26 protein-coding genes are annotated in these 23,405 nt (G+C 67.6%); 17 read left to right on the forward strand and 9 right to left on the reverse strand.

Going from position 1 to position 23,405, the window contains the following annotated elements:
• Nucleotides 1-71: 71 nt before the first annotated feature.
• The 3 genes from VH88_RS05605 to VH88_RS05615 form a co-directional block, all read right to left on the reverse strand.
• Entirely contained in the window at nucleotides 72-794 is a 723-nt protein-coding gene (locus VH88_RS05605; RefSeq protein ID WP_045810355.1) for a prephenate dehydrogenase/arogenate dehydrogenase family protein, read from the reverse strand.
• On the reverse strand, nucleotides 791-2,122 hold the full coding sequence (locus VH88_RS05610) for a dihydroorotase (RefSeq protein WP_045810356.1): 1,332 nt from the start codon (nucleotides 2,120-2,122) through the stop codon (nucleotides 791-793). The genes VH88_RS05605 and VH88_RS05610 overlap by 4 nt, the downstream gene beginning before the upstream one ends.
• Nucleotides 2,123-2,208: 86 nt before the next feature.
• Nucleotides 2,209-3,174 (reverse strand): glycosyltransferase family 9 protein, encoded by a 966-nt coding sequence (locus VH88_RS05615; protein WP_045810357.1) that lies wholly within the window; start codon nucleotides 3,172-3,174, stop codon nucleotides 2,209-2,211.
• A gap of 86 nt (nucleotides 3,175-3,260) precedes the next feature.
• On the opposite strand from VH88_RS05615, the gene VH88_RS05620 reads away from it, so the two are divergent.
• The 10 genes from VH88_RS05620 to VH88_RS05660 all read left to right on the forward strand — a co-directional run bounded on the left by VH88_RS05620 (nucleotide 3,261) and on the right by VH88_RS05660 (nucleotide 11,294).
• On the forward strand, nucleotides 3,261-3,491 hold the full coding sequence (locus VH88_RS05620; protein ID WP_045810358.1) for a hypothetical protein: 231 nt from the start codon (nucleotides 3,261-3,263) through the stop codon (nucleotides 3,489-3,491).
• The gene (locus VH88_RS05625; protein WP_045810359.1) at nucleotides 3,488-4,054 is read left to right on the forward strand and encodes a hypothetical protein; all 567 of its coding nucleotides are present in this window, start codon (nucleotides 3,488-3,490) and stop codon (nucleotides 4,052-4,054) included. The genes VH88_RS05620 and VH88_RS05625 overlap by 4 nt, the downstream gene beginning before the upstream one ends.
• Before the next feature lie 67 nt (nucleotides 4,055-4,121).
• Complete coding sequence (locus VH88_RS16645) at nucleotides 4,122-5,510, forward strand: response regulator (RefSeq protein WP_045810360.1); 1,389 nt, start codon at nucleotides 4,122-4,124, stop codon at nucleotides 5,508-5,510.
• 51 nt (nucleotides 5,511-5,561) lie between these two features.
• Complete coding sequence (locus VH88_RS05635; RefSeq protein ID WP_045810361.1) at nucleotides 5,562-6,365, forward strand: folate-binding protein YgfZ; 804 nt, start codon at nucleotides 5,562-5,564, stop codon at nucleotides 6,363-6,365.
• An 8-nt stretch (nucleotides 6,366-6,373) separates the two neighbouring features.
• Complete coding sequence (locus VH88_RS05640; RefSeq protein ID WP_045810362.1) at nucleotides 6,374-7,132, forward strand: 3-oxoacyl-ACP reductase; 759 nt, start codon at nucleotides 6,374-6,376, stop codon at nucleotides 7,130-7,132.
• 499 nt (nucleotides 7,133-7,631) lie between these two features.
• Complete coding sequence (locus VH88_RS05645; protein ID WP_045810363.1) at nucleotides 7,632-8,177, forward strand: DNA-3-methyladenine glycosylase I; 546 nt, start codon at nucleotides 7,632-7,634, stop codon at nucleotides 8,175-8,177.
• 103 nt (nucleotides 8,178-8,280) lie between these two features.
• Nucleotides 8,281-10,077 carry a LamG-like jellyroll fold domain-containing protein gene (locus VH88_RS05650; protein WP_045810364.1) on the forward strand — a complete coding sequence of 599 codons (1,797 nt, stop codon included), beginning with the start codon at nucleotides 8,281-8,283 and terminating at the stop codon, nucleotides 10,075-10,077.
• 7 nt (nucleotides 10,078-10,084) lie between these two features.
• Entirely contained in the window at nucleotides 10,085-10,540 is a 456-nt protein-coding gene (locus VH88_RS05655) for a M15 family metallopeptidase (RefSeq protein ID WP_045810365.1), read from the forward strand.
• Between the two features lie 12 nt (nucleotides 10,541-10,552).
• Nucleotides 10,553-10,660, forward strand: coding sequence for a DNA-3-methyladenine glycosylase I (locus VH88_RS16590; protein WP_255360394.1), 108 nt, complete (start codon nucleotides 10,553-10,555; stop codon nucleotides 10,658-10,660).
• Nucleotides 10,653-11,294, forward strand: a complete 642-nt coding sequence (locus tag VH88_RS05660) for a ribonuclease HII (protein WP_045810366.1) — start codon at nucleotides 10,653-10,655, stop codon at nucleotides 11,292-11,294. The genes VH88_RS16590 and VH88_RS05660 overlap by 8 nt, the downstream gene beginning before the upstream one ends.
• Before the next feature lie 7 nt (nucleotides 11,295-11,301).
• On the opposite strand, the gene VH88_RS05665 is transcribed toward VH88_RS05660, so the two are convergent.
• Nucleotides 11,302-11,580, reverse strand: a complete 279-nt coding sequence (locus tag VH88_RS05665; RefSeq protein WP_045810367.1) for a hypothetical protein — start codon at nucleotides 11,578-11,580, stop codon at nucleotides 11,302-11,304.
• A 62-nt stretch (nucleotides 11,581-11,642) separates the two neighbouring features.
• A complete protein-coding gene (locus VH88_RS05670) occupies nucleotides 11,643-12,680 on the reverse strand; it encodes a DNA adenine methylase (RefSeq protein WP_045810368.1) in 1,038 nt (345 codons plus the stop codon).
• A 141-nt stretch (nucleotides 12,681-12,821) separates the two neighbouring features.
• Between VH88_RS05670 and VH88_RS05675 the strand changes: the two genes are divergently transcribed.
• Nucleotides 12,822-13,511, forward strand: coding sequence for a VIT family protein (locus VH88_RS05675; protein ID WP_045810369.1), 690 nt, complete (start codon nucleotides 12,822-12,824; stop codon nucleotides 13,509-13,511).
• On the opposite strand, the gene VH88_RS05680 is transcribed toward VH88_RS05675, so the two are convergent.
• From VH88_RS05680 to VH88_RS05690, 3 genes are all read right to left on the reverse strand, one after another.
• Nucleotides 13,512-15,887, reverse strand: a complete 2,376-nt coding sequence (locus VH88_RS05680) for a TonB-dependent receptor (protein ID WP_156146760.1) — start codon at nucleotides 15,885-15,887, stop codon at nucleotides 13,512-13,514. It lies immediately after the preceding gene.
• Between the two features lie 21 nt (nucleotides 15,888-15,908).
• Complete coding sequence (locus VH88_RS05685) at nucleotides 15,909-16,880, reverse strand: FecR domain-containing protein (protein ID WP_045810370.1); 972 nt, start codon at nucleotides 16,878-16,880, stop codon at nucleotides 15,909-15,911.
• A gap of 85 nt (nucleotides 16,881-16,965) precedes the next feature.
• Nucleotides 16,966-17,529, reverse strand: a complete 564-nt coding sequence (locus tag VH88_RS05690; protein WP_231576583.1) for an RNA polymerase sigma factor — start codon at nucleotides 17,527-17,529, stop codon at nucleotides 16,966-16,968.
• A 121-nt stretch (nucleotides 17,530-17,650) separates the two neighbouring features.
• Between VH88_RS05690 and VH88_RS05695 the strand changes: the two genes are divergently transcribed.
• Genes VH88_RS05695 through VH88_RS05720 form a run of 6 tightly spaced genes read left to right on the forward strand, consistent with a single transcriptional unit; the run spans nucleotide 17,651 to nucleotide 22,502 of the window.
• Nucleotides 17,651-18,337, forward strand: coding sequence for a thermostable hemolysin (locus VH88_RS05695; RefSeq protein ID WP_045810371.1), 687 nt, complete (start codon nucleotides 17,651-17,653; stop codon nucleotides 18,335-18,337).
• Nucleotides 18,334-19,758 (forward strand): AMP-binding protein, encoded by a 1,425-nt coding sequence (locus VH88_RS05700; protein ID WP_045810372.1) that lies wholly within the window; start codon nucleotides 18,334-18,336, stop codon nucleotides 19,756-19,758. Before VH88_RS05695 ends, VH88_RS05700 begins: the two co-directional genes overlap by 4 nt.
• Nucleotides 19,759-19,766: 8 nt before the next feature.
• A complete protein-coding gene (locus VH88_RS05705; RefSeq protein ID WP_045810373.1) occupies nucleotides 19,767-20,444 on the forward strand; it encodes a TenA family transcriptional regulator in 678 nt (225 codons plus the stop codon).
• Nucleotides 20,434-21,186 carry an SDR family NAD(P)-dependent oxidoreductase gene (locus VH88_RS05710; protein ID WP_045810374.1) on the forward strand — a complete coding sequence of 251 codons (753 nt, stop codon included), beginning with the start codon at nucleotides 20,434-20,436 and terminating at the stop codon, nucleotides 21,184-21,186. The genes VH88_RS05705 and VH88_RS05710 overlap by 11 nt, the downstream gene beginning before the upstream one ends.
• A gap of 27 nt (nucleotides 21,187-21,213) precedes the next feature.
• Complete coding sequence (locus VH88_RS05715) at nucleotides 21,214-21,861, forward strand: lipopolysaccharide assembly protein LapB (protein ID WP_052689501.1); 648 nt, start codon at nucleotides 21,214-21,216, stop codon at nucleotides 21,859-21,861.
• Between the two features lie 11 nt (nucleotides 21,862-21,872).
• Nucleotides 21,873-22,502, forward strand: a complete 630-nt coding sequence (locus VH88_RS05720) for an isoprenylcysteine carboxylmethyltransferase family protein (protein WP_045810375.1) — start codon at nucleotides 21,873-21,875, stop codon at nucleotides 22,500-22,502.
• Nucleotides 22,503-22,504: 2 nt separating this feature from the next.
• Here VH88_RS05720 and VH88_RS05725 read toward each other — a convergent pair whose 3' ends face one another.
• Nucleotides 22,505-23,323, reverse strand: coding sequence for a hypothetical protein (locus tag VH88_RS05725; RefSeq protein ID WP_045810376.1), 819 nt, complete (start codon nucleotides 23,321-23,323; stop codon nucleotides 22,505-22,507).
• Between the last annotated feature and the right edge of the window lie 82 nt (nucleotides 23,324-23,405).

Raw genomic sequence — 23,405 nt, forward strand, 5'->3', positions numbered from 1 at the left:
CCGCGCAGCGCAACCCCGCTCCAACGCTCGCAGCTGCTTACGCGCCTACGGAGTAATCCACCTTCGCACTTTCATTTACCCCCCCCCCGCGCCTCGTCCGCCAATGCGAAGAATCGCTCCCGAACCTCCGCCGCGAACGGGTTGTCGCGTTCGATGGCGCGGAAGACGGCGGGGCTGTCGTGGCGGACCATGTCGACGGCCTGCATCAGCCGGTCGAAGCTGGCGGTGGTCATGCGGGTCGGCAGGGGCTCCATCGCCATCAGGACGCGGGCGATCAGATGGGTCAGGCCCTGCACCGTCGCGGCCTCGCGGTCATGGTCCTCGGGGCTGACCTGAAACACCTTCAGGCGCAGCGCCCGGCGGCAGACGGCGGCGACGCGGCGCGCGTCCTTTCCGCCCCGCACCTCGCACACGGCGATCCGCAGGCCCGCGATGCCGTCCTTGCCGCTCTGCGGGCCGAACAGGGGATGGGTGCCGACGATCCGCACGCCGGGCGGCAGCAGGGCGTCCATCGCCTGCGCCGGCTTCACCTTCACCGAGCCCACGTCGACGACCAGGGCGTCGGGCCTCAGGTGCGGGCCGATGGCGACCAGTGTCGCCTCCAACGCCTCGACCGGCACGGCCAGCACCACCGTCGGACAGGCGGCGGCGGTCGCCAGATCGGTCAGGGTCGCGAGGCCCTCGCCATCGCTCGCCGCCGGATCATGCGCCAGAATATCGAACCCGGCCGACAGATGCCGCGCCGTCAGCCGCCCGAAGGCGCCGAAGCCGATCAGGCCGAGCCTTTCCCTCACAGCGTCTCCATGAACCGCACCGGCCGCCCGTGCGCCGAGCCGATCAGTTCGCCGTCCTGCATCACCACCCGGCCGCGCACGATGGTCGCCATCGGCCAGCCGGTCGCCTCCAGCCCGTCGAACGGGGTCCAGCCGCAGCGCGTCGCCTGCTGATCGTGCGTGATCTTCCGCTTCGCCTTCAGATCCACGAGGGTCAGGTCGGCGTCATAGCTGACCGCCATCCGCCCCTTGTTCGCCGTGCCGAACACTCGCTGCGCCCCCGCCGAGGTCAGGTCGATGAAGCGCTCCAGCGACAGGCGCCCGTTGGCGACATGGGTCAGCATCAGCGGCACCAACGTCTGCACCCCCGGCATGCCGGACGGCGAGGCCGGATAGGGTTTGGCTTTCTCCTCCTTGGTGTGCGGCGCGTGGTCGGAGCCCAGCACGTCGGCCACGCCCTGCTGCATCCCCCACAGCCACAGCGCGTCCACATGCTCCTGCGACCGGATCGGCGGGTTCATCTGGGCATAGCTGCCCAGCCGCTCATAGGCTTCCGGTCCGACCAGGGTCAGGTGCTGGGGCGTGATCTCGACGGTGGCGACATCCTTGTGGAAGCGCAGATATTCCATCTCGTCCCGGGTCGTGACGTGCAGCACGTGGATGCGCGCGCCCGTCTCCTTGGCCAGGCCGACCAGGCGCCGGGTGGAGCGGATGGCGCTCTCGGCGTCACGCACCTCCGGGTGGCTGGTCCAGTCGCCGGTGCGGGCCAGGCCGCGCCGCTCGACCAGACGGTATTCGTCCTCGGAGTGGAAGGTGGCGCGTCGGCGCACATTGGACAGCACCTTCCTCACCCCCTCGTCATCGGCGATCAGCAGGTCGCCGGTCGAGGCGCCCATGAAGACCTTGACCCCGCAGCAGCCCGGCAACCGCTCCAGTTCGCCCAGATAGTCCGCATTCTCATGCGTGCCGCCGACGTAGAAGGCGTGGTCGGTCCACATGCGGTCCTTCGCCCGCGCCAGCTTGTCGGCCATGGTGTCGGGGTCGGTGGTGTTGGGATTGGTGTTCGGCATCTCGAACACGGCGACGACGCCGCCCAGGGCCGCCGCGCGCGATCCCGTCTCCAGATCTTCCTTCCACTCCAGCCCCGGCTCGCGGAAATGGACCTGGGTGTCGATCACGCCGGGCAGGACCGTCAGCCCCGTCGCGTCGAAGACCTCGCCCGCCGAGGCCTGGCTCAGGTCGCCGATGAAGGCGATCTTGCCGTCGATCACCCCGACATCCGCCATGCCCCGCCCCGCATGGTTCGCCACCTCGCCGCCACGGACGATCAGGTCATAGGTCTGGGTCATGGGGCGGTTCCTGGGGGATGAGCGATGCGCTCTTACTATATCTCCGCTCATCCCCGCGAAAGCGGGGACCCAGCGCTTTGGGCGCGCTAACCCCGCACCTTCAACATCCGCTGCGCCGCCTTCAGCACCCGCTCCCACGGCAGATCCATCATATGTTGGATCGCCTGGTTCAGGCGCGGATCCAGCTTCTTGAACTCTTCATAGGTTCGCGGCCCGCGCACGGCCTCGCCCTTCCAGGGTCCGCGCACGGTCTCGTCCGACGGCCCGAAGGCGGCGACGACCGGTACGCCCGAGGCTACGGCCAGCTGGGTCCAGATCGAGTCCGCCCCGATGTACAGCACCGACGTCGACAGGGCCGCGACCGTCTGCAGCCGCGTCAGCTTGCCCTGAAGCTCGATCACCCGCGCGCGCGGCACGGCGTAGCGGATCGTGTGCGCCGCCTCGCGGTCGATCTCCTCGCCCACGATCATCAGCCGCCCGCCCGCCAGACGCCCGTCGTCGGCCAGCAGCTTGGCCGCCACCTTGGCGTAGCGTTCGGCGGGCCAGCGCTTGCCCATCCATTCCACGCCCGGCCCGACCGCCAGGATCGGCCCATCCCCGCCCGTCGTCGGGATCAACGCCTCGACCTGGGCCCGCGTCTCATCCGAGACATAGAGTTTCGGCGCCGGGATCTCATCGGGCTCCAGCTTCAGCACCGCCGCCGCCGCCTCGACCGCATGCAGGCCCGGCTGATCCTTGCCCCGCACCGCGCGCTTGTGCCGCCTCAGCTTGCCCGACAGGTCCGAGCCGCGCATGTCCACGACCAGTCCCCATTTGGTCGCCCGCACCTGGTTCCACAGGGCGATCCAATCGAAATGGCCCTCGCGCTCCAGCACGATCAACTTCGTCAGGCGCGGCGTATCGGCGAACAGCGGCGCGCTGGCGGCCGATCCGACGATGGTGAAGGTCGCGTGCGGCAGGCTCTCGACCAGATGCGCCAGCACGCCTGAGGACAGCACGGCGTCCTCGGCGTCCGCCTCGGCGATGTACAGGATGGGAAACCGCCCGATCATCCGTCGACGGATACAGGGATTCTATCTGCGGTTCAGCGCCAAACGCGTGTTTCCACAGGAAGGCCCCATGCGCTACAGCGACACGCATGAGCCAGACGCCCGACCCAGCCCCCGATCCAGAAGCCGCAGCCGCCCTCGAACGCTTCAAGGCCCAGCGCGTGACGGCGATTTATCGGCTGGACCTGATCGCCAAGGGCGCGACGATTTCCTACGAGGACGGCACGCCCATCGACATGGCCTCCGAAAAGGCCCGCCTTGAAGCGGTCGTCGCCGACATGGACCGCCGCATCGCCCGGCTGGAGCGTTCAGCCGGGTGAGCCTGCCCCTCCTTCCCGGCCGGACCTGCGGCGGTTGCGTCGAATGCTGCCGGGTCATTCCGCTGAACCTGCCGGAATTGGCCAAGCCGACGGGCGAGCTGTGCGCCTATTGCGTCGACGGGGCCGGCTGTTCGGTCCACGCGATCCGGCCGAACACCTGCCGCATCTGGTTCTGCCTGTGGCGTGTGGTCGAGCTGTCCGACGACTGGCGACCGGATCGCAGCGGCGTCATCGTCCGCCCCGACGGCGTCGAGGACGGGGTCATCACCCTGTATGTCCTGCGCCGCTCGGACTTCCTGGCCTCGCCCGACTTCTTCGTGACGGTCGCCGGCTGGGTCGCGGCAGGCATAGAGGTCGCGCTCAGCATTCCCGGCCCCGTTGGAACCTATCCCGCCCGCGCCGTTGTCACCGACTGGCTGCGCCCGGCGATCGAGGATGGCGACACCGACGCCTTCACGACCCGCGTCCTGATGTCCCTCGACCGGCTGGCCGAACACGATTTCCAGCCGGACGGCGTCGTCGCGCGATATGCGGTGACAACCCAGGATCGGCCTGAAGCTTAGCCGAAGCTTAAGTCCTTGGCCCTACGGTGAAATCCGTAACGCCGTCGCTGGAAAGGGCACGCCGTCGATGCAGGCCTGGGACGCGCTGAAACGACCGATCTGGATGTTCGATCCGGTCGCCTTGCGCGGGGTCTACGCCAATGCGGCCGCGCTCGACCTCTGGGGGTCCGACAATCTCGACGCCCTCCTGGCGCGCGATTTCAGCAACGTCTCCCCCGCCGTCCTGGCCCGGACCGAGCGTCTGGCGCGCGAGACGGCCAATGGCGAGACCCTGACGGAAGACTGGACCTTCTATCCACACGGCCGACCGCTGACGGTTTCGGCGGTGATCTCGACCTATCGCCTGACGGACGGCACGCCGGTTCTGCTGTTCGAGGCCGCCCCGATCACGGTCGAGCACGAGGAGCGTCGCGCGGTCGAGGCCCTGCGTCACACCTCGACCCTGATCACCCTGTTCGACAGCGAAGCCCGCCCGATCTTCTCCAACCCGTCGGCCTTCGCCGCCTACGGATCGACCGCGCACCCCTTCGAGGCCCGGTTCGCTCAGCCCGAGCGCGCCCAGCCCATGCTGGCGACCGCCCTGTCAGGTTCAGCGATTTCCGACGTCTGCGAGATCATCACGCGCGAGGGTGTGCGCTGGCACCATCTGGACATCCTGCCTGTCACCGACCCCGTCACGGGCCATCTCGGCGTGATGCTGAACGAGATCGACGTGACCGACCGCGTCGAGGCCGAACAGGCCCGCGTCGCCGCCGAGCAGAAGACTTCGATGGCCGAGGCCCGGCAGAAGTTCCTGACGGACATGTCGCACGAACTGCGCACGCCCCTGAACGCGGTCATCGGCTTTTCCGACCTGTTGTCCAAGGCCGGCCTGCCCGACGAACAGGCCGATCAGGCCGCCCGCATCAATGGCGCGGGCCAGCGCCTGCTGTCCGTCGTCAACGACATGATCGACCTGTCGGCCGACAACGTCGTTCCCCTGGCGCCCTCAGACACCCCAGCCGAGCCCGCCCCGCCGGCCAATGAGGACGCTCAAGCCCTGCGCGTCCTCTACGTCGACGATCACGACAGCAACCGCGCCCTGGTCATGGCGGTGTTGACGGCCCAGGGCATCGCCTGCGCCACCGCCAACGACGGCGAACAAGGCGTCGAGGCCGCCCGCACCGGCGACTGGGACGTGATCCTGATGGATATCCAGATGCCTGTAATGGACGGCGTCGAGGCGACCCGCGCCATCAGGGCCCTGCCCGGCGTGACAGGCCGCACCCCCATCCTGGCCCTGACCGCCAACACCCTGCCGGAACAGCTGACCCAGTACGAACAGGCCGGCATGGACGACTGCATCGCCAAGCCGATGAACATCGTCGATCTGGTCATGCGCGTCACCGCCTGGGGCGCCAGCGACTGGCGCACCTTCGATCCCCGCCTTGAGGACGCAGCAGCCGCTGTCGCCTAAAATTCGGCGCGGCGTCTTCTGAAGCCACGCCGTCGGCCCTATCTTCGCCCCATGCCCATCGCCCGTCTCGACAGTCGCGCCCTGATCTCCGTCACGGGTGAGGAGGCGAAACCCTTCTTGCACAATCTGCTGACCCAGGACGTGGAGACGCTGGCCGACGGGGAACTGCGGTTCGGCGCCCTGTTGTCGCCGCCCGGCCGTCTGCTGTTCGACCTGTTCCTTCTGGGGCAGGCTGATGGCGTCGTTCTGGATGTCGCCGCCGACCGCCGCGACGCCCTGATCCAGCGCCTGTCGATGTACAGGCTGCGCGCCAAGGTCGCCGTCGCCGCCGACGACCGCCCGGTCTTCGCCGCCTGGCCGGACGCCCCCGCCGGCTTTATCCCCGACCCCCGCACCCCCCTGATGGGCGGTCGTCTCTATGACGAGGCGACTTCCGACGCCGCCGAGGCCGACTACCACGCCCACCGCCTGTCGATCGGCCTGCCCGATCCGACCGCCGACGCGCCCCAGGACAAGACCTATCCGATCGAGGCCGACTTCGACCTGCTGAACGGCATCGACTTCCACAAGGGCTGTTTCGTCGGCCAGGAAACGACCTCGCGGATGAAGCGCCGGGGCACGATCAAGAACCGGATGCTGCCGCTCGATTTCGATGGTCCGCCGCCCGCCTTCGGCGCCGAGGTGCTGAAGGGCGAACTGCGCGCGGGCGAGGTCCTCTCGGGGCAGGACGGTTCGGTCATAGCTCTGCTGCGCATCGACCGCCTTGACGGCGACCTCACGGTGGATGGCCGCCCGGTACGCTTGCGCAAACCAGCCTGGATGGGCGAGGACGTCCTTTCCTCCTCCAACGCGTGAGTCCTCCCATGAAGATCGCCGATCAGATCGTCCTCGTCACCGGCGGGGCGCGCGGCGTCGGCGCCGCCTGCGTCCGCGCCTTCGCCCATGAAGGCGCCCGCGTCGTCATCAACTGGAGGAACAGCGGCGAAGCGGCGAACGCCCTGGCCGCCGAAATCGGTGAGCGCGCCCTCGCCCTGCAGGCCGACGTGACCGACCGCGCGGCCGTGGACGCCATGGTCGCGGCCGCGCAAAGCCGTTTCGGCGCCCCTGTCACTACCGTCGTCAACAACGCCCTGGATTACAGCTTCAACGGCGACGCCCGCTCCCAGATGACCGCCATCGGCTGGGACGAGATGGATCGTCAGTTCTCGACCGTCGTGCGCGGCGCCCTGAACCTGATCCAGGCGACCGCGCCCGGCATGGCCGCGGCCCGGTTCGGCCGCATCGTCAACATCGGCACCAACCTGTTCCAGAATCCGGTCGTGCCCTACCACGACTACACCGCCGCCAAGGCCGCGCTTCTGTCCCTGACCCGCACCGCCGCCGGCGACCTGGGGCCCGACGTGATCACCGTCAACATGGTCTCGGGCGGTCTGTTGCGCACCACCGACGCCAGCGCCGCCACGCCCGAGGCCGTCTTCGACCTCATCGCCGGCATGACCCCGCTGCGGTCGGTGACCACGCCCGAAGAGTTCGCCGACGCCGTCCTCTTCTTCGCCTCGCCGTGGAGCCGCGCGGTGACAGGCCAGAACCTGGTCGTGGACGGCGGATTGGTTCGGGACTGAATGATGACCGTCTCCTCCCTATCGCGTAGCGATGGGGAGGTGGCGCGGCGCTCTTGCGCCGTGACGAAGGGGCTCTTAGCCGCCTCACCGCCGCCTGTGGGACTTCAAAGAGCCCCTCCACCGCTTTGCGGTCCCCCTCCCCATTTCATGGGGAGGAGACGAGATACATCCTATTCGCGCAGGATATTTCAAAGGACTTCAGTCGCTTGGCCTTCAGCAGCGTCAATCGACATCCCTTCCCCTCAAGCGCCCTTACAATGCGCAGTTTGACGATCAAGGGAGATGAAGATCTGGATTCATTGGACTGCTTTTCCGCCATCCAACTTCACACCTCGAAATTGCACTTTCTTGCACTTTGCACGCGTTCTTGAGGTGCAGTGCAATTTCCAACCACCGCCCTGAGATTAGACGAATTAGACACTTTAGACGGTGTTTTTCCTCCGTCGCCCCGACGCCGAACGCCCTTTCTTCAATCGGAACAGACTGGCAACTTAACGCCATGATCGACTCACACGCCCCCGAGGTTCCCGGCGGCCGCTGCGGCTGGTGCGGGACCGACCCCCTCTATGTCGCCTATCACGACACCGAATGGGGCGTGCCCGAGCGCGATCCTCGCGCCCTGTGGGAAAAGCTGGTGCTCGACGGCTTTCAGGCCGGTCTCGCCTGGATCACCATCCTCAGAAAACGCGAGGGCATCCGCGACGCTTTCGATGGTTTCGATCCCGAGATCGTCGCCCGCTACGACGAGGCTGATATCCAGCGCCTGCTGAACGATCCGCGCATCATCCGCTCGCGCGCCAAGATCAACGCCGCTATCCGAGGCGCCCAGATCTGGCTCCAGATGCGCGATGACGGCGAGGACTTCTCCGCCTGGCTCTGGTCCTTCGTCGGCGGCGAACCGATCCAGACCCCCTACGCCGACTATCGCCAAGCCCCGACCCAGACCGAACAGTCCGTCGCCATGGCCAAGGCGCTGAAGAAGCGCGGATTCAACTTCTGCGGCCCGGTCATCGTCTACGCCTTCATGAGGGCGGCTACAGTTTGACAAACTAACGGCGCGGGGTATGTGGGGATCATGAAAGTCCTCGCCTACGCCCGTTATTCCGGCTCCACCCAACGTAAGCCCTGACACGCTGGATTGGGACATCGTGGACAACAAGATCGTTGGCCCGCGCGTCCTCGAAGTCGCACCCGGCATCTTCGAAGAGCGTCCGCACACCCACATCCCTGCCATCGTGATCGAAGGCGGCGTGAAGGACGGCAACGTCAACAAGGTCATCGTTGAGACGCGCCCGCATCCCTACACCGGCCCGATCACCCCGACCGATCCCGGCGACGGCGGCGAAGAGCCGAACACCGGCGATCCGCACTTCGACAAGGTGACGATGCTGACGCAGTTCGACGGGTTCGTTGAAGGCTCGCCCATGCCGAACTACGGCTCCGAGAACATCGCCTTCAACGGCGACCTCATGAGCCTCGACTATCCGATTGGACCGACCGGTTTCGGCACGACCGTCCGCCTTCGCCACGAAGACTATCTGGCGACCGACACCGCGCCCTCGGCCTTCGGATCAGGCGATTTCACCGTTGAGCTTCGCTACCTGTCGGAAGACGAAGCGCCGCCCCACTACCTGATCGGCCAATACGGCGATCAGACGAACCAGCGGTCTTGGACGCTCGGCCTCAAGAACTTCCAACTCTTCGCCAAGGTGTCGTCCAACGGCGCGTCGGCCGACATGGTGGATCAAGAGGATTTCGCGGCTCTCGAACCCGGCTGGAACTCGATCTGCATCGAACGCGGCGGCGACATCATCCGCGTCTACCGCAACGGCGAAATGGTGATGAAGCAGACCGTCTCCGGCCCGCTCTTCGCCTCGAACGCACCCCTGACGCTGAACGGCTTCATGGAAGGCGACACCGCTGGAGGCAGCGGTCAGTTCGATGAAGTGCGGATCACCAAGGGTCTGGCCCGCTACAATGACGACCAAGGCTACGTCCACTCCACCCTGCCGTTCCCCACGGTCGAGGGCGAAGCACCGAGTGGTCCTGCTTTCGAGTTCGAAGAGCCGAACGTCGTCAGCGCGTTCGCTGGCCAACCGAACCAATACAATGGCCGGAACTCTTATCCGGTCACGATCTCTCGCGACGGTCACCGCGCCATCTACTTCCGCAAGGGTAGAGGCTGCGACATCTTGGCGACCGAGAACGGGTCCATCGTCAAGAGTGTGCCGGTCTCAAAGTTCAAGGACGATTTCGACGCCCATCATCCGAACCATGGGCTGTTTCTCAACGCCGCTCACTCGATGGATGACCTGCCGGGAACGAACTTCGTCATCGTCAACATCGGCTATTACAACGCCAACTTCATCACCGGTTTCATGATCTATGAGATCGTGGGCGATGATCTGGTCTACTATGGCTCGCGCGTGGTCCCCACGCCGATCCTCGGCGACATGATGGCTGTCGGCTTCGACGCGGGCGGTCGCATCTGCATCGCTTGCACTGCGGAGTCTTACTACGCCGAACGTCCTTGCCTAATCACGCTTCCGCCCATCGACCGGGTGAACGGCGACCTCTGGCAAACCAACCACTGGAATGGCTCGCAAACGGCTCTCGACGCCGACACCACGGTCGTCTTGGGTGGCGCTGGCGAGAAATATTTCATGTCAGGGTTCTACACCAACGGTCGCGTCGGCGGACGTAATGGCGGCGGCTTCATTGTTCCGTCCGAGAACGGTCCGCGCTGGTATTTCTACGTCTCCAGCGGCCGGGTGAACTACAACGTCACGAACGAGAACGGTCGTTGGGATTTCGCTTATCGCGAGGGGCTTCGCCGACGCCCTCGACGCGACCAGCCAAACCCCTTCGTCCGCTCTCGACCCCTCAGCTTGAGCGTTCTCCTGCGAAACTTCATCGGCGAGAGCGGACGAAACCCTCTTCAATAAATACGGTGTGCCTTACACTCTCTCGAAACGCTCCACCGACGCCCTGATCGGCGTCGAACCCCGACTTGTCCGTGTCGTCAAACGGGCCATCACCCACACCACCCAAGATTTCGTGGTGATCCAAGGCGTCCGCACCAAGGAACAGATGTGGGAGAACTACGGAAAGGGCCGAACGGTCGCCCAATGCGCCGCCAAGGGCGTCCCTGCGATCTACGCCAAGCCCGCGCTCCGCAAGGTGACCTTCCTTAATAACCCGCTGGCGTCGAACCACCGCGTCCATGCAGACGGCTTCGGCCATGCCGTGGACATCGTGCCGTTCCCCGTCGATTGGGACACCGAGAAGAAGTTCGCCGACATCGCCGCAGCCATGAAGCGCGCCGCCCATCTGGAAGGCGTGAAAATCGCTTGGGGTGGAGATTGGACCGGCGGCATCCGCGATCTCCCCCATTTCGAACTGATTTAAGCGACTACTCTCATTTGCAGAACTGTAGTTGCCTTCATGCAGGCCGTCGGCATGGTCAACGATCACCAGACGACCTGCTTCCGTCACGCCCAGGTTCGTGCGATGGCGGACCATGGCTAAAGCCCCCGCAAACCCGAAAGCCTTCCCGACGCTCGCGCTGGAAACCGTGCTGATCCAGCGTGTCGGCGGCCTCGTCTGCGGCGTGGACGAGGCCGGACGTGGTCCCTGGGCCGGGCCGGTCTCGGCGGCGGCCGTGATCCTGAACCCTGACGACCTGCCGCCCGGCATCGACGATTCCAAGGCCCTGACCGAAAAGCGCCGCGCCGCCTTGGAGCCCGAGATCAAGGCCCGCGCCGTCGCCTGGGGTGTCGGCTTCGCCTCGGTGGACGAGATCGAGGAGCTGAACATCCTGCATGCCACGGGCCTGGCCATGTGCCGCGCCATCGAGGCCTTGCAGGTCCAACCGGTCGCCGCCCTGGTCGATGGCAACTATCGCTTCAAGCTTCCGTGCGAAATCCAGACGGTCGTCGGCGGCGATGGACTGTCGCTATCCATCGCGGCGGCCTCGATCCTGGCCAAGACCGCACGAGACCGGTTGATGATCGATTTGGATGCCCAATACCCCGGCTACGGCTTCGCCAGCCACAAGGGCTACAACGCGCCAATCCATCAGAACGCCTTGAAAACCCTGGGCCCCTGCCCCGCCCACCGGCGCAGCTGGTCGCCGATCAAGGCGCTGTTGCAGGAGGCCTGACGCCCTCTCAGATGTGCAGGAAGCCGCCCAGCAGCGCGCCCATCAGGGCCGCCACAGCCGCCCCGGCGATCGCCATCATCCAGCGCGGCGGCGGCGCCACCTCGGGCTCGACATCGATCTGCTCGATGGGTTGAGCCGCTTCGACCGACCGCGTGTAGCGTGCGGCGTTGTGGGTGAAGGTCGCATCCGCCGTCCGCGGCGCCCACGAGCGCGGCTCGGCCGCCGGACGCACACGGTAGTCGTCGGGGCGATCGGTCTTGGGGGCGGTGTACGGGTGCGGTTGCATAGTCCCACAACGGCACGCAGCGATTCGCGTTCCGCCCTACCCTCCGTTGTTTTCGTCGGTGTCTATGCAGCAACGGGCAGGGACACCGGCCGCTCGGTGACCACGAACAGGTGCTCGACATTCTTGAGCCGCCCGATCTGCCCGACCTTCTCGCCCTTGGGATTATGGATCCCGATCCGGGCGCCGACATAGCGGGGATGCGCCACCTCCAAGACCTGCACATGACCCCGCGCCGACAGCATCTCGACCAGGTCCGCGCGGCTCAGATACCCCTCGTCGTTGAAGCTGACGATCAGGTTCGGCGCCTTGACCCGCTCGATCACGGACCGCAGCGCCGGGCCGATGCCGGGCCGGCTGTTGAAGGCGCTCTTGCGCGTCCTCACGTCCACCCGCTTGTTGGCCACGCCATAGGTCTCGGGCCGGTCCCACAGCACCAGGCTCTCCCAGCAATGGTAGTTCCCAAGATAGGAATGCTGGTTGTACGGCGGGTCTAGATAAACCAGGTCCGCCTCGATCTGTTCAGCGATCTCGACCGCATCGCCCTGCGTCGCTCGGCATGGCCCGTCCACCGCCGGAACCAGGTCCGGGCTGCGCAGCTCCAGCGTCTTCAACGCCCTCGGCGCCCACTGCTTCATATAGGCCATCTGGACCCCGGCGGTGGAATCCACCCGATCCGCCGCCTCCATCAGGCTGACCAGGGCGATGGCCTTGAGTTCCGGCTCCAGTCCCATCGCCTCGATCCGGTCGCGCATGGCGTCGATCCGCGCCCCGTTGTCGGGATGGAAATACCGCGCATCCTGACAAAAGGCCTGGGTGAACCAGCCCGCCTCGGGCTTGACCGTCCGCAGCTCGGCCAGCACGCCCTCGGCCCGCTCGATCCACCGCTCCCGATCCGCCTGAACATAGGTCGTCGCCAGGGCGTGGGCATAGGCGTTCAGGTCGTTCGACCAGACCTGAAACCCCTGCTTCTTCAGGGCGTGCCCGACCCTCGCCGTGCCCGAGAACAGATCGCACACCCGCCCGCCCTGCGGCAGCACCCCCGCCACCGCACCCGTCACATGCCCCAGCAAGGCGCGCTTGGAGCCGATATATTTGATCATGACGCGGCCCGACTCATCGCGGCAGCATAGCGGTTGTCGCAAGGCGCGCGAAGTTGCCCGGATCGTCGGAATTCAACCGCCGCGTCTAGCTTCAGGCCAACGCGCGGTCCATGCTCAATGCGGCGATTATGGAGAAGGCGCATGCCCCACAGCGAAACCCATCGGGTCGATCGGATCGGCTGGCTTAGGGCGGCGGTGTTGGGGGCCAATGACGGGCTGGTGTCGACGGCCAGTCTGGTGGTGGGCGTCGCGGCGGCGGCGACCAGTCATGGCGGCATATTGATCGCGGGCGTGGCAGGACTGGCGGCGGGCGCCATGTCGATGGCGGCGGGCGAATATGTCTCGGTCAGTTCGCAGTCCGACACGGAAAAGGCCGATCTGGCGCGTGAGGCGGTCGAACTGGCCGGCGATCATGAGGCGGAGACGCGCGAACTGGCCGGCATCTATGTCGGGCGAGGCGTCGCGCCGGATCTGGCGACCGAGGTGGCGCGCCAGATGATGGCGCATGACGCGCTGGGCCCCCATGCGCGCGACGAGCTGGGTATTTCTGAGATCACCACCGCACGGCCGATCCAGGCGGCGCTGACCTCGGCGATCACCTTCTCGGCCGGGGCCGCCCTGCCTCTGGTTGTCGCCGCTGTCGCGCCGCTGGACACGCTGGCGATCTGGGTCGCGGCTTCCGCCCTGCTGGGTCTGGCCGTGCTGGGCGCCCTGGGCGCCCGCGCAGGCGGCGCGCCGATCGGGCGATCGGTTCTGCGCGTGGTTTTCTGGGGCGCGCTCGCCATGGCCATCACCGCAGGCGTGGGCCGCCTGTTCCACATCGCCGCCTGATCAGAACCGCGCCGTCAGGGCCAGGCGGGCGGTAAGCGGTCGTTGCGGCGTGCTGATGTCGCCCGAGGCGTAGAAGGGATTGCCAAAGGTGAAGGTGTCGTCGCTGCGGTTGAACAGATTGTCCGCCGCCGCCCTGATCGCCCAGCGATCGATCTCGACGCCGACGCCCAGCGAACTGGTCAGATAGCCGGCCGAGGCGCCGGTGGAGGTCGGCGAAAGAGCGATATCGGTCGGGCCGACATAGCCCAGACGAAGCTCGGATCGCACCGTCGCATGCGCCAGATGCGCCTCATGCACGACGCCGGCCTGCACGCTGAAATCGGCGACCGCGGGCAGTCGCGTGTCGGTCCCCAGCGCGAAACCGGGGTCGGGGCGGGTCAACTCGGGATCATTGAAGACGGCATGCGCATCAACCGTCCACGGGCCGTCGCGCCATTCGACCTCGCCCTCGATGCCGCGATTGCGGCCATCGCCCAGATTGGCGGTGAAGGGCAGGCCCCGGGCGTCGAACCGGTCCGACTGGATGTTGCGCCAATCGGCGACGAAGACCGCGCTTCGCCCCCGCAGTCGCCCTTCGAACAGGGCGAAGCGCGCGCCCGCCTCGCCGGCGACGATCTCGTCCGGCTTCACCTGTCGCGCGGGCTGCTGATCGCCGCCCGGCACGACGCCGGCGTTGAAGCCCGGCCCGCGATAGCCCTCCGTCGCCAGCGCGTAGAAGACGAAGGGCCCACGATCATATTCGACCACCAGACGCGGGGTGATATCGACCAGGGCGTCTTCTCCAGACACCTGCGTCGGATCGCCATCGGTTTCGCTGCGATGCTCCACCCCGATGCGTAACAGGCGCGCGCCGGCCGTGATCTTCAGGCGGTCGGTCAGCGCATAGGCGGCGTCGCCGAACAGAGCCGCCTCATCCACATGGTCGCGCCTGTGCTGTCGATAGACCTCCGGCCCGCCCTGCCCGTCCGAGATCGCGACGGTGCGGGTGTGGGTATATTCCGAGAAGAACAGCCCGGCGCTCCACTTCAGTCGCGCGCCGAAGTCGCCGTTCAACCGCATCTCATGCACCGCAGCCGACAGGTCGTCGGCCTGGTCCAGCGCCGCTGTTCCCGTAAGCCCGAACAATCCGGCCGCAGGCGTCGCATCGTAGCGCGCATCGAGGCCGTGCGACTGAACGCTGGATGAGGCCCGCAGCCGCGCCCAGCCCAGATCCCCGTCCACCGAGGCCCAGACGCCGTCGAAATCGTTGCGGCTGGGCTCCGTCAGGCTGCGCCGACGCGCATAGGGTTGGTCGGCGCCCAGGTTGGCGTACTGGCTGTCATCGACGTCGATGGTCTGGGCGAGGAATCCCGTCTTCAAGGTCCAGCCGGGGGTCAGACGAAACAGCGCCGCCGCCCTCAGCCCCTGTCGATGCATGCCGCCGGTATTGCTAAGGCCAAGGACGTGATCATCGACGTAGCCCCCGACCGTCTCGTCATAGCCGACGACCCGGACCGCCAGGCGATCACGCAGGATCGGGGCGTTGATCATCAGCTCGACGGCGTCGCCCGGCGCGCCGCCGGCCGTCAGCGCCCCCTCCGCCGTCACGCGTCCATAGACGCCGTCCAGGTCCGGCGGGCGGCTGACCATCTGGACGACGCCGCCCATCGAACCCGCGCCGTACAGCGCCCCCTGCGGCCCACGCAGGACCTCGACCCGTTCGATGTCGGCCAGACGCAGCGCCGGGTCAGGCGCGTCGTAGGTCAGGCGCACGTCATCGAGATAGAGCCCGATCAGGCTTTGCGCCTGTCCCGCAACGGGTCCGTCCGCCAGGCCGCGAATGAAGAGCTTGTCGCGCCCCGGCCCCAGATTGGTGACCGTCAGGCCCGACACGCGCGCGGCGACGCCGTCGAGGTCGCTGATCCCGGCCCGTTCCAGCGTCACCCCATCCAGCGACGACAGACCGTAGGGGGCGCGCGACAGCAGCAGATTGTCCGTGCGTGACGCCGTCACGACGACTTCATCCAGCGTCGTCGGGGCCACGGACGCGGGCGGCGTCGAGATCGTCCGCGCGACGACGGGCGGCGCGGCGGCCACCCGCACGATCCTGTAGGCGCCGTCGCCGACACGGGTCGCGACACAGTGCGTGCCCAGCATCAATCTAAACAAGGCGGCGTCGACGGAAAGTCGGCCTCTCACCCCGCGCGTGGGGCCGCATCGCTCGGTTCCGGCGGCGTCGATGCTGACGCCCGCCTGCAGGCCGAAGTCGAGGACGGCGGTCCGCAACGGCTGAGGCGAAACCGACACCTGAAGCGACGAACGCCCTTGGGCCATGCCGATCGACGGCGTGGTCACACCGCAAACGACGACCAGGGCGCAGAGGAAGGCTCGTACCAAAAGGCGACGTCCGAAGCAGGTTCAGCGCCGTTCTAGACGAACCCCTTGCGGCCCGCGAGTGGCCTTGATCGGCAGGAACCGTTCCAGCCGACCGATCACCGCCGCTTCGTCATCAAGAACCAGCGTGCCGGAGAAGCGCAGGTTGGCCGCATTCGGCGCCACGGTCACCGGCGTAGCGAAGGCGCGGCTGAGGTCGGCGGCGATCTCTCGCAGCGGCCGATCGTCATAGGCTCGTCGCCCTTGGGTCCAGGCGGCGGCGGTGCGGACATCGACGGGGGCCACGGTCATGCGGTCGTCGGCGTCGTCGCGCTGGACCGACTGACCGACCGTCAGACGCACCCGCCGCGCGGGCTGTTTCAGGTCGCTGACCTCGACGACGCCCCGCAGCACCGCCACCTGGGTGTCATCGGCGGATCTGCGGATGTTGAACGCCGTGCCGACCACGCGCACCTGGCTTTCGCCGACATCGATCAGGAACGGTCGGCCGGCGTCATGCGCGACATCGAAGGTCGCCTCGGCCTGATCCATATGCACCAGACGCCGTCCCCGCTCCATCTTCACCGACAGGGTCGAGCCGCCGTTGATCTGAAGCCGCGATCCGTCGTCCAGGGTCACCGTCCGCGTTTCGCCGGGCGCGGTGGTGTACACCACGGTCGGCGCGGTTTGCAGCAACGGACCCAGGAAGATCGCCGCGGCGAGGGCCGCAGCCATCGCCGGGACGGCCACCATCCATCGCCGCCCCGGTCCCTTGCGCCGCTCGCGATGCGCCGACAGGTCGATGACCGACGCCGGCTGAACGTCGGACAGGTCGTCCGAAGCGGTCCACAGCCCCTCGGCCTCGTCGAAGGCGCGCCGATGGGCCGGGTCTTGATCGAGCCAGGCCGTCGCCGCGTCGATGTTCGCAATCGTCACGTCATCGGCGCGCAGACGCACGACCCAGGCGGCGGCCTGGGCGGCGATCTCCTCGTCCTTGATGACGGCGTCCTGGGTCATGATCCGGTCCGGGCCCGAGCGGGCTTTGGGGGAGAGACGACGCGGTCGCGCCGCATCCTCAATGAAAAATGGCGAAATCCGGTCGTCATGGCCAACCGACCCGCAGCAGCAGTTCCTTCAGCGAGGCGGAAACGTATTTTTCGACCGCGCTGCGCGAGACGCCCATCCGCTTGGCCACCTCGGCCTGGCTGAGCCCGGCCATCTTGTGCAGACGGAAGGCCTCTGCGGCCTTGGGCGGCATCCGGTCGATCGCGGCGACCACCTTTTCCAGTTTCAGCTTGGCCCAGACGGCGTCCTCGGCCGACGGCGCATCCTGGGCTTCGGCCGCATCATCGATAGCGGAAGCGCGCCGCCATTCCAGATCGCGCGCGCCCGCGCGTCGCTGGGCCTTGGACGCATCCAGGGCCAAATTTGCGGCGATCCGATAGAGGAAGGCCTGCGGGTGGCGTACCTCGGCGGCGGCCTCCTCGGTCATCGACTGCAGCCGCACCCAGACATCCTGCGCCAGATCTTCGGCCGCAGCCGACGATCCCGTGCGCGCCGTCAGAAAGCGCACCAAGGCCGGGCGGCTGTCCAGCCACGCGTTCGCCAGAGCGTGCCGCGCCGGTCGGCTTGGGTCGTGCTGAGGGGGACCGAAAGAGGCGTTCACCACCCCATCGTGGGTTGCTGCGCCCTTTGCGGCAACCGCGATTGCGACGGCGAAAGATTTTTTTGTGGGGGTCGCCGCACCGCGTCGTCTCTGGCCCGAAGTCCCCTGGCCCGAGGCCCGCATGTTTCCACTCCGCCTGCCCGAAGACGCCGATCCGGTTCAGCCGCGCGCGCGCCGCACGCTGTCGTCGCGCATCATCCGGTTCGACGATCCGTGCCGAGGCGAACGTCGCCGCGTGGAGCAGTTCATCGAGGCGGCCTATGCCGAGGCCTATGGCGGCCAGATCCAGGCCCATTTCCCGACCCTGATGAGCGTTCAGGACGAGGCTGGCGTCATCTACGCCGCCGTCGGCTTCCGACACGCCGCCGAAGCGCCCCTGTATTTGGAGCAATATCTGGACAGCTCCGTCGAGACCGTCCTGAGCCAGGCCATCGGCGCCGTCATTGACCGCGCGCAGGTGGTCGAGATCGGCAGCCTGGCCTCCAGCGGACAGGGCGCGACGGTCTTCCTGTTCGCCGCCATGGCCCATCATCTGCAGTCCGAAGGTCTGAGGTTCGCCGTCGCCACCGCGACCGACGAACTGCGCCGCATCTTCCACAAGGCTGGCTTGGGCGCGCTTCAACTCGCGCGCGCCGATCCGCGCCGCCTGGACGACGGCGGCGGCAGTTGGGGCGCCTACTATCAGACCGATCCTGTGGTGCTGGCCGGCTCGATCGACGCGGCGACCGCGCCGCTGGATCACTTTTCCGAAACAGCGCCGGTCGGACGGGCCGTCCGCACCCGCCTGCACTACGAGGATCGCTCATGAGCGCCGTTCTGGACGCCCTGTCGCGTCGCGCCCGCACCACGCCCGATGATGTGGTGATCGAGTGGGCCGAAGGTTCGCTGACGGCGGCCGACTTGCTGGCGCAGGTCGGTCAGCTGGCGACCGCCCTGGCCGACGACCGATCTCCGGTCGGGGTCCTGCTCGACAACGGGCCAGCCTGGGTCGTCGTCGATCTGGCGCTGATCCTCGCCCAGCGGCCGAGCGTGCCGATCCCGCCCTTCTTCACGGCCGCTCAACGCGATCATGCCCTGACCGACGCCGGCGCGGGGGTGCTGATCACGCCGGGCGCTCCGGGCGAGCTGACCGTGGGCGGCGCGCCCATCCGGCTGACGCCGACGGGGCTGCCGGTGCGGGATCTGCATCGCGGCACGGCCAAGATCACCTACACCTCCGGCTCGACCGGTGCGCCCAAAGGCGTCTGCCTGTCTCAGGATCAGATGGAGGCGGTCGCCGCCTCTCTGGTTGAGGTCCTGGGCCGCGACCGCGCCGGGCTGCATCTGCCGGTGCTGCCGCTGGCGGTGCTGCTTGAGAATGTCGCCGGCCTCTATGCGACGCTTCTGGCCGGCGGCCGCTATCACGCCGCGAGCCTGGCCGAGGCCGGGATGGGCGAGGCCTTCCGCCCCGATTTTGCGCGCCTGCTGTCCACCGTCGTCCAGACCGGCGCCACGACCCTGATCCTGGTTCCCGAACTGCTGCGCGGCCTGATCGCCGCCCAAGGCGCGATGCGGCTGGATCATCGGCTGGAGATGATCGCGGTCGGCGGCGCACGGGTGTCCCCGGCCCTGCTGGAGGCCGCCGCCAACGCCGGCCTGCCCGTGGTCGAGGGCTATGGCCTCAGCGAATGCGCCTCGGTCGTGGCGCTCAACAGCCCGGACGACGCCCGCCCCGGCACGGTCGGCCGGCCTCTGCCTCACCTTGCGGTCCATCTGGCTGACGACGGCGAAATCCTGGTCTCGCCCCATCCTTTCCTCGGCTACGTCGGCCAGGCGCCCGCGCCGGAGCGTCTGCACACAGGCGACATCGGCCGCTTCGACACCGACGGACGGCTCAGCATCGAAGGCCGCAAGGCCAACACCCTGATCACCGCCTTCGGGCGCAACGTCGCGCCCGAATGGGTCGAGAGCGAGCTTCTGGCCGAACCCCAGATCCTTCAGGCCATGGCGATGGGCGAGGCGCAGGCGGCGTTGTCGGCCCTGATCGTGGCGATGCCCGGCGCCGAACCGGCCCAGGTCGAAGCCGCCGTCGGGCGCGCCAACGCCCGCCTGCCCGACTACGCCCGCATCGGCGACTGGCGTCTGGTCCCGCCCTTCGATCCCGCCGCCGGTCAGGTCACGGCCAACGGTCGTCCGCGTCGCGAGACCCTGCTGCGCACCTACGCCCCCTCCCCCTCGCAAGCCGCCTGAGAGTTCGCATGTCGTTTTTTGAAACCCTGGTCGCCGCGACCGCAACCGAGCGGGCCGCCTTCGCCGCCATCCCCCAGATCAGGGACGGTCTGGCCGGCCGTATCAGCCGCGAAACCTACGTCGCCTATCTGGCCCAGGCCTATCACCACGTCCGCCACACCGTGCCGTTGATGCAGGCCGCCCGCGCGCGGCTGAACGATGATCACGCAGTGTTCAAGGCCGCGCTCGACGACTACATCGCCGAGGAAACCGGCCACGAGCAGTGGATCCTGAACGACATCCGCGCCGCCGGCGGCGACCCCGATCAGACCGTGCAGCACGGCCCGAACGTCGCGACCGAACTGATGGTGGCCTATGCCTATGACACCATCCAGCGCATCAACCCGATGGCCTTCTTCGGCATGGTCTATGTGCTGGAGGGCACCAGCATTCAGCTGGCCAGCGTCGGCGCCGAGGCCGTGCAGCAGAGCCTCGGCCTCCCGCCCGCCGCCTTCACCTATCTGATTTCCCACGGGGCTCTGGATCAGGATCACATCCTGTTCCTCAAGCAACTGCTGGACGGAGTGTCGGACGCCGACGACCGCGCCGCCATCGTCCACATGGCCAAGGTGATGTTCGGCCTGTTCGGCGGAGTCTTCGCCTCCATCCCCCACATCGCAGCGCGGGAGACGGCCGATGCAGTTTGAGGATCGCAACATCCTGATCACCGGCGGCTCCGGGGCCTTGGGACGTCGTGTGGTCGAGCGGATCGAGCGCGAGGGCGGTCGGGTCACGATCGTCGCCCGCGCGCCGGTGGCGGGCCATCACACCCTGGTTGGCGACCTGTCCACTCCGCAGGGCCTCGACAGCGTCGCCGAACAGGCCGGCGGCCGCGCCTGGGATACTCTGATCAATATCGCCGGAATCCAGCATTTCGGCCCGCTGGAGCAGCAGACGCCCGAGCACCTGCTGGCGACCTATATGGTCAATCTGGTCGCGCCGGCGCGTCTGGCCCAGGCCGTCCTGCCCGGCATGAAGGCGCGCAAGCATGGCCAGATCGCCAATGTCGGCTCCATTTTCGGCTCGATCAACTTCGCCCACTTCGCCAGCTATTCCAGCGCCAAGGCCGGGATGCGGGCGCTCAGCCAATCGCTGCGCCGCGAACTGGCCGGCACTGGCGTCGGCGTCACCTATGTCGCGCCCCGCGCAGTGGCCACGCCGTTCAACTCCGCCAAGGTCGACGAATATGCGCGTCTGACCGGCATGGCCGTGGACGATCCGGACCCGATCGCCGACCGCATCGTCGCCGCCATCCGCTCAGATCGCCGCGACGTCTATCTCGGCTTCCCCGAAAGCCTGTTCGTCCGCCTCAACGCCCTGGCGCCCGGCCTAATCGACGGCGCCCTGAAATCCAACGACCTGAAGGCCCGCGCCCTGTTCGCCGGCTGAACCACAGAACAAAAGGAGAGACACGCCATGAAGACCGCCCTGTTCGCCCTGGCCCTGATGGCCGCCCCCCTGACGGGTGCCTCCGTCGCCCACGCCGACGCCTGCGACGACCGCGCGCGCGGTCTCCAGCAGTCGTGGGACCACGTGAATTTCGAGGTCCCGCAAGGCGTTCGAATGGCGGAAATGGCGCGGCTGAACACCCAGGCCGACGCTGTCGTCGCCCAATGCCCCAACCGCGCCGAACCTCTGGTCTGGGACGCCATCATCACCGCTTCGGAAGCGGGATTGAAGGGCGGGATCGGCGCCCTGGGCCTCGTGCGTGAGGCGCGCACCGAACTGGAACAGGCCGAGCGGATCAACCCGCGCGCGCTGAACGGCTCGGTCTATGTCAGCCTCGGTTCGCTCTACGCCCAGGTGCCGGGCGCCCCGATCGGTTTCGGCAACCGCCAGCGCGCCCGCGACTACCTCCAGCGCGGTCTGGCCATGGCGCCCAACGACGTCGACGCCAACTTCTTCATGGGCGATCTGCTGGTGCGCGAACACGACTGGAACGGCGCCGCCCGTTATCTGCAAAAGGCCATCGACGCCCCTGCCCGCCCAGGCCGCGCCGTCGCCGACCGTGGTCGCAAGGCTGAGGCCCGCGCCCTGCTTGTTCGCGCCCAGCAGCATCACTGAACAGATCCATCATGAGCCCTGTTCCCCCTGCCCTGTCGCTAGACGTCGTTCAGCGCCGTCGCAAATGGTTCGCCGGCCTGGTTCTGCTGGTCCTCATCGTCCTGACCGCCAGCGTGCGCTCGGTCGCCGCCCTCGACGGCGAATGGCATGAAGGCGTCGAAGGCCTGGGCCTGGCCGCCATCATCGTCGCCATCGTCGGCCGCGCCTGGTGCTCGCTCTATATCGGCGGACGCAAGAAGGCAGAGATCGTCGATCGCGGCCCCTTTTCCATCACGCGCAACCCGCTCTATGTCTTCAGCTTCATCGGCGCCTTCGGCGGCGGCGCCCAGACCGGCAGCGTGACGATCGGCGCGATCTTCGCCGTGGCGACCTTTCTGGTCTTCCTACGCACGGTCGGTCGCGAAGAGGCCTGGCTGGCCGAACATTTCGGCGCGCCCTATGCCGCCTACTGTGCCCGCACGCCGCGCTTCCTGCCCAATCCTGCCCGCTGGCGCGACGCCGAGGAACTGATTGTCCGTCCCGCCTTCTTCGTCCGCACCCTGCGCGACGGCCTGGTCTTCCTCGCCGCCATCCCCGTCATGGAAGGCATCGAGCACCTGCAGTCGTCAGGGTTGATCGGCTTCCCGGTCAGTCTGTTCTAGACCTAACCGTCGCGCCATTCGCTGAGCATCTGGCCGTCGGCGTCTTCGAAGGCGACGCGGTCGAGTTGCACCGCGCCGATACAAACCGGCCTTTGATCGGCGGCTGCCGCCCGACAGTGGATGGCGCGGCCGTCGGCGAAGGCGGTCATCCGGCCTTCGAGGACGAGACGGTATCCTTGCGCCGACGGCACGGGGGGTTGGCCGTCCTCGCCCCGCAGGGTGAACTCATAGGCGCGGCCGTTTCGGCGCCCTGTCCGCGCGCCGTTCGCCTTGAACACGGCGGCCAGCCCCGCCGTCTGAGGCGAGGCCTGGCTTGAAGCCGAAGCTGTGGGCGCCATCGCCGGGCAGGCCTCGGTGAGCAGCCACGGCCGGGCAAGCCAGAATCCCTCGACAGCTTCCAGCCCGCTGTCGTCGCGTCCGACCACACCGGACTGCAGCCAATCCGCCGGCGCCAAACTGAACTTCAGCCTTTGGCGATCCTTCGCCCAGGCGACCGTCGCCAGCCCATCAGCCGCAGCCTCGACAGCGTCGCTCGGCGCCCCGCAGCCAAAGGCCTGACGGACGACGAAGCGTCGCCCGGCCAGAGACGCGCCCCCGACCTCTCGCCCTGCGGCGAAGGCCGAGGCGGCGATGTCCATCGCTTCAAGCAGGCCGGCGCGATCCAGCACCGGCGCAGGCGCGACGGTCACTACCGGCGGCGTTTCGGTTTTCTCAGCCGGAGCGGGTGCGGGCTGCGGCTCACGCTGGCAGGCGGCGAGCACCAGCAGGGACGCTGCAAGCGCGACTATCGAAGACCGAGGCGACGCAATCTTTTCGAGCATGGAACCACCCTAACACGCGAACCGCTGATGGGGATGCGCTCATCCGAAAAAGGTTGACGCGAACGATGGGGGACGGTCTGCA

This window comes from Brevundimonas sp. KM4 (assembly GCF_000964075.1).
In the GTDB taxonomy this organism is placed as follows: Bacteria; Pseudomonadota; Alphaproteobacteria; order Caulobacterales; family Caulobacteraceae; genus Brevundimonas; species Brevundimonas huaxiensis.

What these genes read in the sequence shown, in the direction of transcription:
- VH88_RS05660 (WP_045810366.1), top strand. Translation starts at nt 10,653, where the DNA reads ATGGCTAAAGCCCCCGCAAACCCGAAAGCCTTCCCGACGCTCGCGCTG.
- VH88_RS16645 (WP_045810360.1), top strand. Translation starts at nt 4,122, where the DNA reads ATGCAGGCCTGGGACGCGCTGAAACGACCGATCTGGATGTTCGATCCG.
- VH88_RS05645 (WP_045810363.1), top strand. Translation starts at nt 7,632, where the DNA reads ATGATCGACTCACACGCCCCCGAGGTTCCCGGCGGCCGCTGCGGCTGG.
- VH88_RS05720 (WP_045810375.1), top strand. Translation starts at nt 21,873, where the DNA reads ATGAGCCCTGTTCCCCCTGCCCTGTCGCTAGACGTCGTTCAGCGCCGT.
- VH88_RS05695 (WP_045810371.1), top strand. Translation starts at nt 17,651, where the DNA reads ATGTTTCCACTCCGCCTGCCCGAAGACGCCGATCCGGTTCAGCCGCGC.
- VH88_RS05710 (WP_045810374.1), top strand. Translation starts at nt 20,434, where the DNA reads ATGCAGTTTGAGGATCGCAACATCCTGATCACCGGCGGCTCCGGGGCC.
- VH88_RS05640 (WP_045810362.1), top strand. Translation starts at nt 6,374, where the DNA reads ATGAAGATCGCCGATCAGATCGTCCTCGTCACCGGCGGGGCGCGCGGC.
- VH88_RS05635 (WP_045810361.1), top strand. Translation starts at nt 5,562, where the DNA reads ATGCCCATCGCCCGTCTCGACAGTCGCGCCCTGATCTCCGTCACGGGT.
- VH88_RS05615 (WP_045810357.1), bottom strand. Translation starts at nt 3,174, where the DNA reads ATGATCGGGCGGTTTCCCATCCTGTACATCGCCGAGGCGGACGCCGAG.
- VH88_RS05705 (WP_045810373.1), top strand. Translation starts at nt 19,767, where the DNA reads ATGTCGTTTTTTGAAACCCTGGTCGCCGCGACCGCAACCGAGCGGGCC.
- VH88_RS05620 (WP_045810358.1), top strand. Translation starts at nt 3,261, where the DNA reads ATGAGCCAGACGCCCGACCCAGCCCCCGATCCAGAAGCCGCAGCCGCC.
- VH88_RS05700 (WP_045810372.1), top strand. Translation starts at nt 18,334, where the DNA reads ATGAGCGCCGTTCTGGACGCCCTGTCGCGTCGCGCCCGCACCACGCCC.
- VH88_RS05725 (WP_045810376.1), bottom strand. Translation starts at nt 23,323, where the DNA reads ATGCTCGAAAAGATTGCGTCGCCTCGGTCTTCGATAGTCGCGCTTGCA.
- VH88_RS05675 (WP_045810369.1), top strand. Translation starts at nt 12,822, where the DNA reads ATGCCCCACAGCGAAACCCATCGGGTCGATCGGATCGGCTGGCTTAGG.
- VH88_RS05610 (WP_045810356.1), bottom strand. Translation starts at nt 2,122, where the DNA reads ATGACCCAGACCTATGACCTGATCGTCCGTGGCGGCGAGGTGGCGAAC.
- VH88_RS05685 (WP_045810370.1), bottom strand. Translation starts at nt 16,880, where the DNA reads ATGACCCAGGACGCCGTCATCAAGGACGAGGAGATCGCCGCCCAGGCC.
- VH88_RS05715 (WP_052689501.1), top strand. Translation starts at nt 21,214, where the DNA reads ATGAAGACCGCCCTGTTCGCCCTGGCCCTGATGGCCGCCCCCCTGACG.
- VH88_RS05665 (WP_045810367.1), bottom strand. Translation starts at nt 11,580, where the DNA reads ATGCAACCGCACCCGTACACCGCCCCCAAGACCGATCGCCCCGACGAC.
- VH88_RS05670 (WP_045810368.1), bottom strand. Translation starts at nt 12,680, where the DNA reads ATGATCAAATATATCGGCTCCAAGCGCGCCTTGCTGGGGCATGTGACG.